Source organism: Bacterioplanoides sp. SCSIO 12839, assembly GCF_024397975.1.
In the GTDB taxonomy this organism is placed as follows: Bacteria; Pseudomonadota; Gammaproteobacteria; order Pseudomonadales; family Oceanobacteraceae; genus Bacterioplanoides.
This window is the reverse complement of the sequence record NZ_CP073745.1, coordinates 3,800,454-3,813,849: the sequence shown is the minus strand read 5'-3', so window position 1 is coordinate 3,813,849 and position 13,396 is coordinate 3,800,454. Positions and strand designations below refer to the sequence as shown.

Here is a 13,396-nt window from a genome sequence, read left to right as displayed (position 1 = left end):
CGATGAATCAAACGCGCAGCCTGGTTGCTATGCTTGCTTTGTCATTAGTCGTGACCGCCTGTGGTGGCGGAGGCGGCGGAAGTAGCAGCCCTTCAGCACCCGAAACATCAGCACCAGATCCGGCTCCGAAGCCTGCTCCGGAACCACCCAAAGATTTGAAAGCCGCGATCAGCATTCTGAATCCGGCTCAAGACCGAATGATCGTTAAAGATCCTGTGGTGGTTAAGCTGGATGGCAGCAACAGCAAAGACGATGCTGGTTCGGCATTAACTTATAAATGGGAGTTGCTTGAAACACCCGACCAGAGTCTGGCGAAATTAAATACGTCTGACGCCCAGCAAGTTGAATTTACTGCCGACCAGGCTGGTAAATACGTCGCCAGCCTGATTGTGAATAACGGCACAGCTGACAGTGCTTCCACACGCGTTACCTTTACCGCGATCAGTCCGAAACCGATCGCCGGGGTTGAGCCAACCATCAACGTCGCACTGGGGACGACGTCGGTTGAACTGGATGGCAGCCAAAGTGCTTTACCGGAAACGGCATCTGGCGTACTGGAATATCAATGGACGTTAAAAACCAAGCCGGTAGACAGCCTGGCAACATTAGCCAATGCCAAAACCAGCAAGCCCAACCTGACGGTTGATCTGGCGGGCGATTACATCGCTGAGTTGGTTGTCACCTTTGATGGCGAAACCAGTGAAGCTAAAGAAGTTAAGGTGAATGTGGCCGAAGGAAACGTTCAGCCCGTTGCTTCAGCACAAGATGTTGAAGTGCTGATGGGACAAAAAGCGACCGTGGATGCTTCTGCCAGCACCGATTTTGAAGGCGCTGACTTGCAATACCGCTGGAGAATCTCCGATGCTCCGTTTGAACCGTACCCAGCACTGAACGGCGCTACCAATGCTCAGGCTGATTTTGTTCCGACGGCTGCTGGTGAATATGAGCTGAAGCTGTTTGTGTTTGATGGTCAGCGTGCCAGTGACGAACTGACCGTGACGGTAACAGCAAAAGCCGATCCGGCCGCCAGCGAAAACAAAGCCCCGGTGGGCGAACTGATAGCAACCGGTTATTTTCCAAATCGTAGCGTTGGTGAGCAGGAATTAGGGCGTCGCGCTGAGTTTAACTTTGTTGGTTATGACCCGGAAGGCGAAACCCTGCAAATTGTCAGTGCTGAGCTGATTGCTAAACCGGCGGGCAGCACTGTCGAGTTGGTGAATATCGGTTCTTGGAAGCCATTGGGTAAAAAGATCCAGAAACTGGATGTGGTTGGTACTTACCGAGTGCGTATGACGGTGAGTGATGGCGTGAATCGAGTCACCCAGGAAGCGACGATGGAAGCGAAAATTGGCAACGTCAACAATCGCCCATCAACCGGTTCTGTCGATGCGGATTCAAAAGCCGTATTGGTAGGGCAGCCGCTGATTTTTGAATCGGCCGATGCTAAGGACAAAGACGGCGATCCGATCACCTTTGAATGGTCATTAATTGATAAGCCTAATGGCAGCAACGCGACCATCACCCCAGTGACTCATCCGGATGAAGGTGACCTGCGTCGTGCCGAAGTGTTAACCGATGTGCCGGGTGTGTATCGTGTACGTTTGATCGCTAAAGATGACCGTGGTTTGTACTCGCACTACGCCAGTGAAGAATTTGGTTATGCCAAGACCGTCAACCATAAGCCAAAAATCCACTCTGTTGTATGGGCACGCAACTGGGGGCGTTTGGCTCCAGGTGAAAACTATTACCAGATTTTGCCATGCATGAGCTTGCTGCATCGCCCGATTGTGATTGATCCGGATGGTGATGAAGTGTTTACCCATAATGAGCTGGTGAGTGTTCCATCTAATGGTGGTCAGTTTACTTCTCGCCCGGATGATGCCGATTGTCCAAACGCTCGTGGCCAGGTATTCACCAAACCGGGTACTTATATTTTCCGTTATTACGCAACCGATATTATCAGCGATGCGGACAACTATGACTTTGTCGTGAAAGTCGACTCATTTGACGATGCGCGCGGCGTGCGTCTGAAGAGTGTCAGCAGTCGTGGTGATTTGTGGTATCCACTGCCATACGAAAATATCCCAGAGAATCGTTATGTATTTTCTCCATCGCTGGATCCGATTGAAGCTTCGGCCATTCAATGGGCATTGGTTGCCCAGGATGCGGACTACACCATCGAAAACGTGCAGGTCAAACACATCAATGGTGGTTTAGACAGTCTGACGCCAAGCTTTGATGGTTTGCAGAACGGTACGGTTATTAAGAAAGGCGAGACGCTGAACTTTAAAACCCAATTCCCTGCCATTCCATGTCAGCGTACGGACGAAGGTAAAGAAGGTTTCCACCTGTCGTTTAATATTAAAGAAATTCCTGAAATTTCGTTTGTGTATGAAAATTGGTATGGCTCTGATAACAAGTCGACCAGTCGTTGGGCACGTTGTGAGGCGGGTGAGTTAGAGTAAATTCGCGATTTACTTTACGCTGCTACCAGCGTTGTCGTTTGATAAACCCCGGGCTATCCGGGGTTTATTTTTTATGAAATAACAGGTTTCAGATGATGGTTTGGCTTTGTTATTCGTCATCAGTAGAAAGCCCCTGAAATTTAGGAACCTTTGCATGAAGTATGTGTATCTGGTGATTGCCTATCTGGCATTGGCCATCGCTTTTCTCGGCGTGGTATTACCCGGGTTACCAGCCACGGAATTTTTCCTGTTAGCGGCATGGGCGGCAGGCAAAGGATCACCACGGTTACACCGTTGGATGATCAATCACAAAAGGATTGGCCCGCCGTTAAAGAATTGGCAACAGCATGGAATTATCAGCGTAAAAACTAAATTACTGGCAAGCATCAGTATGCTGTTAGCCGCTGTTTTTTTATATCTGAAAGTGACTCATCTGCCGTCCCTGATCTTTTGTCTGGCGGGAATGTCATTAGGCATTTTCTGGCTTTGGAGCCGGCCATCGCAATCCGATAGTACAACGATTCATCTGTTGTTCGCTCACAAGGACTGATAACCTCAGCGGCTATTTGTATTCTGAGAAAAGTTCTATGGAATTTACCCGAACCTTTGTTGAGGTATTCTGGGCGGCAATCTGTTTGGTATCCCCCGTATTAATATTCTTGTCGCTGATTGTACTGGTGATGAGTCAGCTGGTGGGGGTAATGGAGCGCTGGAAGCCGTTTGAGGCTTTTTATTGGGGGATGGTGACAGCCACGACGGTTGGCTACGGAGATATCCGTCCAACCAAGGCGCTATCGCGCTTACTGGCCTTGTGCATTGCGATGATTGGCCTGACATTTACCGGGATATGGGTGGCACTGGCGATTGAAGCAACCACCAGCTCGTTTGAAAAGCACACCGACCCACAAGTTATTGAACAGTTAAAAGAGCATATTCATTAATGTTTTTGGTCAGCCAGCCTCCGCAGTCAGGAGGCTGATGTTTGCAAAGCGGCTATTTGGGGGCCGCAAGCGGACGGCCAATGGCGATAGACATGATCAGTGCGACTGCCAGCATCCAACAATAAATCACCGAGTCCATCAGTTGCAACGGTGATAATCCGGCAATGGAAGCCGCCAGTAACATTTGTGCGCCCCAGGGAATAATACCCTGTACCACACATGAGGTGATGTCCATCAGGCTGGCGCTACGGCGAGGGTCAACCTGATAACGGCCAGCGATATCTTTGGCTAAACCGCCGCTGATCAGAATCGCTACCGTGTTGTTGGCAGTACATAAGTTGGATACCGCAACGGCTAAGCTGAGGCTGGTTTCACCACTGCGTTGCTGGTCATCTTTAGCTTCTTTGCGACGGCTGAGTTTGTCGATTTGTTGCGCCAGCCATTCCAGCCCGCCAGCTTCTTTCATCATATATGCCAGACCACCAATCAGAAGCGACAGGATCATAATTTCCTGCATACCGGTGTAACCGGCGTAAATATCTTGGGCCCATTGCGCAATGTGATAGTCATCAACCAGTAACAGCCCGGTCAGGCCCGCCAGCACAATGCCCGCCAGCAACACCACCAGAACATTCAGGCCCGATACCGCCAATACCAACACCAACAAATAAGGCATCATTTTGACTGCGCTGTGCTCGGTGTTTTCGCTAACTTGTACTTCACTGCCTTGCAGGTACAACCACACCATGGTGATAAGCGCTGCCGGAATGGCAATCTTCAGGTTCATACGGAATTTATCCGCCATGGAGCAGCCCTGAGTCCGAGTGGCGGCAATGGTGGTATCAGAAATAATCGACAGGTTATCGCCAAACATAGCACCACCCACTACCGTGCCGACGGTGAGCGCCAGTGACAGGTCGGTGGCTTCGGTCAGGCCAACGGCAATCGGTGCAACGGCGGCGATGGTACCCATGGATGTTCCCATTGCGGTAGCCATAAAGGCGGTCATCAGGAATAAACCGGGCAACACCAATGACGGCGGAATAATGCTCAGGCCAAAATTAACCGTGGCATCAACACCACCAATAGCTTTGGCGACGCTGGCAAAGCCTCCGGCCAACAGGAAAATCAGTAGCATGGTGATCAGGGTTGGATCACTACAGCCCTTAATAAACTGCTCCACACGCTGATTCAGCGAACCACTGGCGAATAACACCGCCAGCACAATGGCAGGCAAAATCGCCACCGGCGCTGAAATTTCATAAAAGGCAAACTCGATGCCCTGAGCCTGATAAAACAGACCACTGCCAATAAATAAGGATAAGAACAGCACCATAGGTAACAGTGCCAGTGGGGAAGGTCTGGTCATAGCCGATTCCAAAAAAAGCGCGCTATTCTAATGAAACCTGACCAATTGGATAGTAATTTTTCGTTATGAGCTAATGCCAATGAACAGGGGGCGGTTCAGCCCCCTGAACAAGCTACTTATTCAGCGCCAGCGGCTTTCAGAATTTCCGCGTACTCAGAGCCCTGAGTATGGCTGGAGATGGTGGCGAACAGGCTGGTGCCGTCGAGGTTTTTGGCGTTCAGATTATGGCCTTCTGCCACAAACAGCTCGATGTACTGTTTGAAGGTCGCCGGTACCATATGACGATAGGCGCGAATCACGGCCAGGTAATCGGCTTCGGTGCCGTCGTGACTTTCAACATCAATAAACGCGCGTAACTGCTCTTCCGTCCAGTCACCACCAAATACCTTTTCTTTATCTTTTTTTAACATCTCTCAGCTCTGCTTTTTTGTTTATAAAACGTCTGATCGCTGCGCGATCAGCTGATTTTGCGGTACATAATATCCCAAACACCGTGGCCTTTGCGCTCACCGCGTTTTTCAAACTTGGTGTACGGGCGATGGTCCGGACGATCAACACATTGCCCTTGCCCTGCGATATTTTCATAGCCTTCGGCCACGTCCATCACTTCGAGCATGTGTTCGCTGTAGGGTTCCCAATCGGTTGCCATATGGAAGATACCACCCGGTTTCAGCACACGACGCAGTGTCTGGGCGAACTCACCATTTACGATACGGCGTTTGTGGTGCTTCTTCTTATGCCATGGATCGGGGAAGAACAGCTGCACGGTATCCAGGCTGTTATCCGGTATCAGCTTTAACACTTCAATCGCGTCATCTTTATAGGTACGCAGGTTGGTGACACCGGCTTCTTCGGCGTGATTCAGTAATGAACCAACGCCCGGCAGATGCACTTCCACACCAATAAAGTCTTTTTCCGGGGCGGCTTGTGCCATTTGTACTAACGACTGACCCATACCGTAACCAATCTCCAGTACCACATGACTGTCTCGACCGAACACCTGCTTCGGATCAATCGGGCCATCTTCCAGCTCCATGCCCATGATGGGCCACTGGCGCTCCAGTGCACCTTCCTGACCTTTGGTTAAACGGCCAGCACGAATAACAAAGCTTTTAATACCGCGGCGGTACTGTTTTTTCTCGGTGCTTGAGTGGGTATCAGCTTCCGAAGTGGCGGCAGCTTCACTATGCGCCGCTGAATCATGGTTCTGGTTTTCTTCAGTCACGGTGTTTCTCTGGTGATAAAAATATCAGGCCTAAGAATAGCTCTAAGCCTGTTTGGAATCGGGTAATTTTAGCGCAGCCACGGCCATCAGTCCCCAACCAATTAACCAGCTAACCCCACCAATCGGAGTAATCATGCCCAGAGGGCGAATATCGGTCAGGGCCATGGCATACAAACTGCCACTGAATAACAGCAGGCCAATCACCATCAGGGTGGCAGAACGCTGCAGCCAGGTTTTGCTCGCACCAGACGGCAACAGCAGCAAGACTACCGCCAGTGCCAGCAGCACAACGCTGTGTACTAAGTGATACTGCACCGCGGTTTGCCACACCGTTAGCATCTTCTCAGACAGCACCTGCTTTAAACCGTGGGCACCAAAAGCGCCAAGGGCAACTCCAGTGAATCCGGCGACGGCGGCAGACAGTAAGGTGGTTTTGGCTTGCATCTCAGGCATTTCCGCAATGGTTGGAGAAAATCGCGAATTATACAGCAGTTATACAGCTGAGCCAGCCGGAAGCTGTTAGAATGCTGCCCCACTTCTATACACCAAGCTGACAAACGAGGCAGGCGGTGAAATACAAAGATCTGCGTGACTTTATCAAAATGCTGGAAAAACGCGGTGAGCTGAAACGCATCAGTTACCCGGTTGATCCTCATCTGGAAATGACTGAAATCTCCGATCGGGTGCTGCGTGCCAAAGGCCCGGCCTTGTTGTTTGAGAATCCCAAAGGGTATGACATGCCGGTGCTGGCGAACCTGTTTGGTACACCGGAGCGGGTTGCCATGGGCATGGGGGAAGAAAGCATCGAAGCCCTGCGCGAAGTGGGTAAGTTGCTGGCGTTTCTGAAAGAGCCGGAACCACCGAAGGGCATGAAGGATGCCTGGTCGAAGCTACCTATCTTCAAGAAAGTCCTGAGCATGGGGCCAAAAGAAGTCAAAAAAGCCGACTGTCAGCAGGTAGTGTTGGAAGGTGATGAGGTCGATTTAAGCAAAATCCCGGTTCAGCATTGCTGGCCCGGCGACGGTGGGCCACTCATTACCTGGCCGTTGGTGATCACTAAAGGGCCGCATAAAGAGCGTCATAATCTGGGGATTTATCGCCAGCAGGTGATTGGTAAAAACCGGGTGATTATGCGCTGGTTAAGCCATCGTGGTGGCGCGTTAGATTTTCTGGAGTGGAAAAAAGCCCACCCGGGAGAACCTTTCCCGGTCACGGTGGCGTTGGGTGCTGACCCGGCCACCATTCTGGGGGCTGTTACTCCGGTGCCCGATACCTTAAGTGAATACGCGTTTGCTGGATTATTGCGCGACAGTCGTACCGAGCTGGTAAAAAGTATTGGCAATGATTTGTTGGTGCCCGCTTCGGCAGAGATTGTATTAGAGGGTGTGATTCACCCGGACGATATGGCACCGGAAGGCCCGTTTGGCGATCATACCGGTTATTACAACGAAGTGGATGACTTCCCGGTATTCACCGTGGAGCGCATTACCCATCGTAAGAAACCCATCTACCACAGCACCTACACCGGTCGTCCGCCGGATGAACCCGCGATTTTGGGGGTGGCATTAAACGAAGTGTTTGTGCCGATTTTGCAAAAGCAATTCCCGGAAATTGTCGATTTTTACCTGCCGCCGGAGGGCTGCTCTTACCGCATGGCGGTGGTGAGTATGAAGAAGCAATATCCTGGTCATGCTAAACGGGTGATGATGGGTGTGTGGTCGTTCCTGCGCCAGTTTATGTACACCAAGTTTGTGATTGTGGTGGACGACGATGTCGATACCCGTAATTGGGAAGATGTGATGTGGGCCATTACTACACGGATGGACCCAGCGCGCGATACCACGTTGATTGAGAACACACCGATTGATTACCTCGATTTTGCTTCGCCAGTCTCGGGCTTAGGTTCGAAGATGGGGATGGATGCCACCAATAAATGGCCGGGGGAAACCGACCGTGAATGGGGCACGCCGATTGTGATGGATCAGGATGTGAAAGATAAGATTGATGCTATTTGGGATGAGCTGGGACTCTGAGTTAACCCCGCTAAACAGTAAGTAATACTGATGTTTTTCAAAGCAGCAACAGGATGTTGCGGTAGGCTGGCAGGCACAAGGACGTGCCTTCCAGCCGGCGGCTGAAAAATATCAGTGTTGCTTACGGTGCTGTTTGAAGAGAGGCCTCTGCTCTGATGAAAACCCACAAAATAACCTTCCAGCCTAATGGCGTGACCATTCTCTGCCGAGAAGACGAAGCCATCGCCGAGGCGGCGTTGCGTCAGGGTGTGATTGTGCCTGTCAGTTGTGAAAACGGAATCTGCCAGATTTGCCAGGGGGATCGGATCAGCGGTGAGCTAAATTTTCGCAACTCGCTCGGAGAGTCCATACTTGAGCAGGATAATCAGGTATTATGCTGCGTCGCCCAACCCAAGACCGATATTGAGATTGTTATGAATGATGTGTATGCGCCAAACCATAAACCGGAAGTGACGCTGGCTTGCCAGATCCCCTCGGTCAGCTTGATGGCGGATAATATGTATCGGGTTGAACTGCTGGCTCCGGCCGGAAAAGCGTTCGATTACTGGCCGGGCCAGTATCTGATGCTGGATGTGGAAGATGAAAACGGCGAAGCCAAACAATTTCCGTATTCGATTGCCTCTGCGCCCGGTGATATGACCGGTGGCGATCGTCGTCGTCTTGAATTACATATCGCTGCTAACAGCCCAACGGCAGAAGCTGTGGTTAAGTTTTTGCAAAATGCCGTCGTGGTGCGTGCGACTTTACCGGGTGGCGACTGCCTGTTAAATCAGTCTTTCCTTAATGGCACTAATGGTCAGCCGCTATTGATGGTGGCGGCGGGCAGTGGCTTTTCGCAAATGAAAGCCCTGATTGAAGGTGCGCTGGCACTGAATCCAAATCAGGAAATTCACCTGTATTGGTCAAACCGCGCTGCCATTGGTTTTTATCTGAGTGAGCTGCCGCAGCAGTGGGCACACGATTACCCGAACTTCCATTATCATCCGATTATTGAGCAGCACGCCGATGACTGGAATGGTCGTGCAGGCTGGATTTATCAGGTAATTCACGAAGATTTCGACGATCTGAGCCAGGTTCAGATGTTTGCTTGTGGTTCTCCGAATATGGTGTACGGCACGCTCGATCAGTTGGAAAAACTGGGCCTGTCTCAAACCAATATGCACTCAGATGTGTTTGCTTACGCGCCACGCTCCTGATCAATAAATACCCGGCTAAAAGTCCGGGTATTTTCTGAAATCACTTCCCTGTCTTCCCCGCATTTTTTTCTACACTTATTTCTTGCGACTAATGGCTAGAAGTCAGACCTTCGGTTGTTAGGTCAACATACACTGGGCCTGCTAATACTATTTCGATCAAGCTGTTATGTGCTGAAAGTTTTTCAATCAAGGCGCGAAGAATGATGTTTAACGAGTTAAATGAATGATAAGCAACGCTGAGTGAAAGACTTTCAGCCATAACCCGAAGGGCTGAAGTCAATTTTTCCCTGAGCTGTGTTACTCGTTGCTGATTTAACTCGTTAAATGACGCTCCTCATGCCTTGCTCATGAAAAAGCTGACAGCCAGCAGCAAAGATCTAAATAGTCTTAACAGGCCCTAGTTCACTCAGATTATCCGGCAGTATCTGAGTCATTGGAAATGACCATTTCCAGAACCCAAAGAATTCGGAGAGAACGATGCGTGGATTAGTGAGCTGGCGTATTGTCAGTCGTTGGATAACCGCAAGCCTGATGATTGCAGCCCCATTCGTGCAGGCGGCAGAGACGATCAAACTGGGTCTCAATTACCCCTCTACCGGGCGTTACAAACAGCAGGGCATTATGCAGGCCCGTGGCGCATTACTGGCGATTGAAGAAATCAATGCCAACGGTGGTGTGCTCGGCAAACCGCTGGAACTGCTGACGGCCAATACCGCCTCAAAGCCGGATAAAGCCGTTGCCAATGTTAAGACCCTGGCCAAACAAGGAGCGGCCATGTTGTTTGGTGGTGTTTCCAGCTCCGTTGCCATCGCCGCCGGTAAAGAAGCCGCACAACAAAAGCGCATCTACTTTGGCACATTAACCTATGCCAATGGTACGACTGGTGTTGAAGGGCACCGGCATATGTTTCGTGAAAGCTACAACGCGTGGATGGCCTCTAAAGCGTTAGGTCGTTACCTCAGTGATGAGCTGCGAGGTAAAAAGCTGTTTTATATCACCGCAGATTATAGCTGGGGATGGAGTACCGAAGAGTCGCTACGTACGTTTACCGATACCATGGATGCAGCGCAGAACCCTGGAGTTAAGGTTCGCTTTCCTCGCCCGCGCGAATCGGATTTTGTGACAGCGTTGGAAGCTGCACAAGCGTCCGGGGCGGACGTGCTGATGTTGATTCAGTTTGGCGATGATATGGCGCATGCCTTACGTGTGGCTCAGCGGATGAACATCAAAGACAAGATGACGATTATTGTGCCAAACCTCACGCTGGGTATGGCCAAAGCCGCGGGTGCGGGCATCATGGAGGGTGTGATTGGTGCCGTGCCGTGGAGCTGGCAGGTGCCTTATCAGTATGATTACGCCAGTGGCAAAACCTTTGTTGAGGCATTCCTGAAAAAATTCGAAGCGCACCCTTCGAGTGCTGCCGCTTCAGCTTACAGCATCGTTTATCAGTTTAAAGACGCGGCGGAACGTGCCGGCTCAACCCAAACGAATAAACTGATTAAAGCACTGGAAGGCCATCGTTATATCGGCGTCAAAGACGAGCAGCAATGGCGGAAGCTGGATCACCAGAATATTCAGAGTGTGTACGTTGTCAAAAGTAAGCCGCGTCGTGAGATTCTGAAAAGTCATCTGCATGAAGACTTTTTTGAAGTGCTGATGAAGTTGCCAGCGGATGAAGCGGCAAGAACACAGGAAGAATGGTTGTTGGCACGAAAAACGGCGGGTAAACCCAGCAAGCTCCAGTAGCCCCGAGGCCTCAAGCCTATCTGCCGTAATCAAGCGTTAGCAGCCCATCACTTAACGCGAGGATGGGCTTGCTAAGCGGGATCAATTGCCCAGTGCCAGCTGGAAATGTTCACACGCGGCTACCTGGTCACCTTCAGCCATTAATAACTTACCCATTTCAGCATGCAGCTCCGGCATACCTTTAATGCGTAAGCCGGTTTGCAGGAATTCCCGGGCCTTAGCGAAATTCTCCTGGCGCAACGCCAGGCGGCCGAGGATCAGCAATAACATTGGATCGTTAGGACGTTCGGTTAATTGTTGCTCGGCAAATAACAGCTGTTTGTTGATATCGCCATTGAGCCGGCCATATAAACAAATCAGATCGTCATGCCAGACGCTGCTCAGAGCGTTGCGTAATTCCTGTTCGGCTAATCTTTCTTCGCCCTGTTCCAGCAGCAGTTCGGTGTAACGTTTCACCACGGGTTGAGACACACGGGCGGAACGAGGCATGTTGCTGTAGATGTCTTTTAACGACTGCACCTGGTTGCCGCCATAGCTGTGTGCCGCACGTTCCAATAACTGTAATTGAACGTTCTGCTCCAGTTTGGTGAGTTCTTCCGCCGGAATGCGCGCCAGCTTTTTCAGTGTTGGCAGTAACTCATTGAGTGCTACCCAGTCTTCCAGTTCCTGATAGGTTTTCACCAGTAATTTCAGTACATAGGCGTGTTTAGGGTGTTTGCCGCGCAGGCGTAACAGCACTGCCAGCGCTTGTTCAAACTGTTTGCGCGACTGTAATAACTGCACCTGAGTGATGCCAACGGCCAGTTCGGAGCCTTTGGTACTTTGACTAGCAGCTTTTAACAGCTCGTCGGTGGAATCGGTGTCGCCCTGTTCATAAGCGGCACGAGCGGCTGCCAGATAGTTAATCAGTGGCGTGTCGGAGTTTACGGCGGACGAGCGCAGCTGACGCTCAGCACGACGCCACTGACCTTGTGCCAGCGCCAGAAAGCCACGGGTGGTCATGCGACGTGCCCGGATACGGCCACGCTCTTTGCGCCATTCATTAAAGCGCCAGTCACTGCCCAGCAGCAGTAAGCTGGCACGAATAACGATGTACATCGAAAGGGTGGTTGCCGCCAGGATCAGCAGGAAAAACCATAAGCTGGTCTCCAGCGTATAAACATCCCAGCTCAACAGCACATAGCCTGCATCAATGCTGACCAGAGTGCCGAAGAACAAGCCTGCGATTAATGTAATGATTAAGCACAGCATCAGTATTTTCATGCTGCAGGCTCCTGTGTTGCGTCAGAAACCACGGTGCCGCGGCGTTGTTGCTCAACCAGTTTCTGCAGGGACAACAACGAGCTGCTGATGTCCGGTACCTGAGGATTCACATCCCAGCCTTGTAATTCGGTTAACGCTGCACGAGCAGCACGGGTGCGCTCGTCATCAATCATCAGATATTCATCCAGCCAGTCACTGATGCGTTTCAGGCTGTGCTGGTACAGGTCGGCTTGTTCGCGTAACAACGCGACTTGTGCCTGTTCCAGCATCAGGTGCATATTTTGTTGCAGATAATACTGCTGGTCGGGAGTCAGAGGGGCAGCAATTGGCTCGTTGCGGGTACGGATACGCACCATATTCGAAACACTGGTGCTGATGTGGTGCCACAACTGCCAGTACCAGGCTTGCTGCTCCAGCACTTCAACGGGTTGCTCGCCGGTCGGTTCCTCAATCAGTTTTTCCGGCATCCATGGCAAACTCGTCACTTGTTGTTGTAATGCCTGAAGGCGGGTGATTGCACCGACGTTGTCGATCGCGGGAACAGCACGTAAGGCTAACAATTCACGGGCAATGTCTGCGCGAACAACATTCATACGTGGGTTGCGTGTTTCCAGTAACACATTGTCTGCAGCGGTTAACATGCTCACTGCACCACTCCAGTCGCGCTCCAGCTGCAGACGCTGGTTGGCCAGGCGCAACAGGTATTCAGCTTCGGCCAGTAACCAGTCCTGGCGCTCGGCTCCCGGTAATTTACCCAGACGGTCGGTATTGTGAGCAACCTGCTGTTGCAAGCTGTCGGCGGATTCCGTTAACCGTTGAGCCTGAGCAATCATTTGCTGCTCGCGCTTGATCAGTTCTGCCGCGACCCCCTGAGCCTGTTCAAGGCGGTCACGTAATACCGCGATGTCTGCTTGGGCGGTTTGTTGTTGTGTCCAGCCGAGGTAGCCAGCGTAGGCAGCTACGGCAAACAGCCCCAGCATCAGCACCAGGTTGATCCAGGAAAGCGGGTGAGGGCCAGTGCGTTGAGGCTTCTCTGCAGGCGTTGATACTGATGCATCTGCAGGTTTTGATACATCTGTCGCTGTGTCTGAGGTATCGATATCAGTATCGATCGGCGTTTCGTTGCTCACACTGGTTTTCCTTTCGTGACTTTGCGAG

12 protein-coding genes are annotated in these 13,396 nt (G+C 51.2%); 6 read left to right on the top strand and 6 right to left on the bottom strand.

All coding sequences use genetic code 11. The features are described 5' to 3' along the window. Window positions 1-2 precede the first annotated feature (2 nt). The 3 genes from KFF03_RS17240 (at window position 3) to KFF03_RS17230 (ending at window position 3,406) form a co-directional block, all read left to right on the top strand. Entirely contained in the window at window positions 3-2,465 is a 2,463-nt protein-coding gene (locus KFF03_RS17240; RefSeq protein ID WP_255858158.1) for a PKD domain-containing protein, read from the top strand. A 154-nt stretch (window positions 2,466-2,619) separates the two neighbouring features. Next, a complete protein-coding gene (locus KFF03_RS17235; RefSeq protein ID WP_255858157.1) occupies window positions 2,620-3,015 on the top strand; it encodes a YbaN family protein in 396 nt (131 codons plus the stop codon). Between the two features lie 37 nt (window positions 3,016-3,052). Continuing rightward, complete coding sequence (locus tag KFF03_RS17230; protein WP_255858156.1) at window positions 3,053-3,406, top strand: potassium channel family protein; 354 nt, start codon at window positions 3,053-3,055, stop codon at window positions 3,404-3,406. Between the two features lie 52 nt (window positions 3,407-3,458). Here KFF03_RS17230 and KFF03_RS17225 read toward each other — a convergent pair whose 3' ends face one another. From KFF03_RS17225 to KFF03_RS17210, 4 genes are all read right to left on the bottom strand, one after another. Next, window positions 3,459-4,775 carry a Na+/H+ antiporter NhaC family protein gene (locus KFF03_RS17225; protein WP_255858155.1) on the bottom strand — a complete coding sequence of 439 codons (1,317 nt, stop codon included), beginning with the start codon at window positions 4,773-4,775 and terminating at the stop codon, window positions 3,459-3,461. Window positions 4,776-4,891: 116 nt separating this feature from the next. Next, entirely contained in the window at window positions 4,892-5,185 is a 294-nt protein-coding gene (locus KFF03_RS17220; RefSeq protein ID WP_255858154.1) for a PA4642 family protein, read from the bottom strand. Window positions 5,186-5,232: 47 nt separating this feature from the next. Next, a complete protein-coding gene (trmB, locus tag KFF03_RS17215) occupies window positions 5,233-6,000 on the bottom strand; it encodes a tRNA (guanosine(46)-N7)-methyltransferase TrmB (protein WP_370647420.1) in 768 nt (255 codons plus the stop codon). Window positions 6,001-6,042: 42 nt separating this feature from the next. Next, window positions 6,043-6,453, bottom strand: a complete 411-nt coding sequence (locus tag KFF03_RS17210) for a DUF423 domain-containing protein (protein WP_255858153.1) — start codon at window positions 6,451-6,453, stop codon at window positions 6,043-6,045. Window positions 6,454-6,569: 116 nt separating this feature from the next. Here KFF03_RS17210 and ubiD point away from each other — a divergent pair, with 116 nt between their 5' ends. From ubiD to KFF03_RS17195, 3 genes are all read left to right on the top strand, one after another. Continuing rightward, window positions 6,570-8,033 (top strand): 4-hydroxy-3-polyprenylbenzoate decarboxylase, encoded by a 1,464-nt coding sequence (ubiD, locus tag KFF03_RS17205; RefSeq protein WP_255858152.1) that lies wholly within the window; start codon window positions 6,570-6,572, stop codon window positions 8,031-8,033. A 155-nt stretch (window positions 8,034-8,188) separates the two neighbouring features. Further along, window positions 8,189-9,229 (top strand): 2Fe-2S iron-sulfur cluster-binding protein, encoded by a 1,041-nt coding sequence (locus KFF03_RS17200; RefSeq protein WP_255858151.1) that lies wholly within the window; start codon window positions 8,189-8,191, stop codon window positions 9,227-9,229. Between the two features lie 477 nt (window positions 9,230-9,706). After that, window positions 9,707-10,975, top strand: a complete 1,269-nt coding sequence (locus tag KFF03_RS17195) for an ABC transporter substrate-binding protein (RefSeq protein WP_255858150.1) — start codon at window positions 9,707-9,709, stop codon at window positions 10,973-10,975. Window positions 10,976-11,056: 81 nt separating this feature from the next. Here the strand turns inward: KFF03_RS17195 and KFF03_RS17190 are convergent, their stop codons facing one another. Both KFF03_RS17190 and KFF03_RS17185 read right to left on the bottom strand, forming a co-directional pair. After that, the gene (locus tag KFF03_RS17190; RefSeq protein ID WP_255858149.1) at window positions 11,057-12,238 is read right to left on the bottom strand and encodes a heme biosynthesis HemY N-terminal domain-containing protein; all 1,182 of its coding nucleotides are present in this window, start codon (window positions 12,236-12,238) and stop codon (window positions 11,057-11,059) included. Further along, the gene (locus KFF03_RS17185) at window positions 12,235-13,368 is read right to left on the bottom strand and encodes a uroporphyrinogen-III C-methyltransferase (RefSeq protein ID WP_255858148.1); all 1,134 of its coding nucleotides are present in this window, start codon (window positions 13,366-13,368) and stop codon (window positions 12,235-12,237) included. The genes KFF03_RS17190 and KFF03_RS17185 overlap by 4 nt, the downstream gene beginning before the upstream one ends. Between the last annotated feature and the right edge of the window lie 28 nt (window positions 13,369-13,396).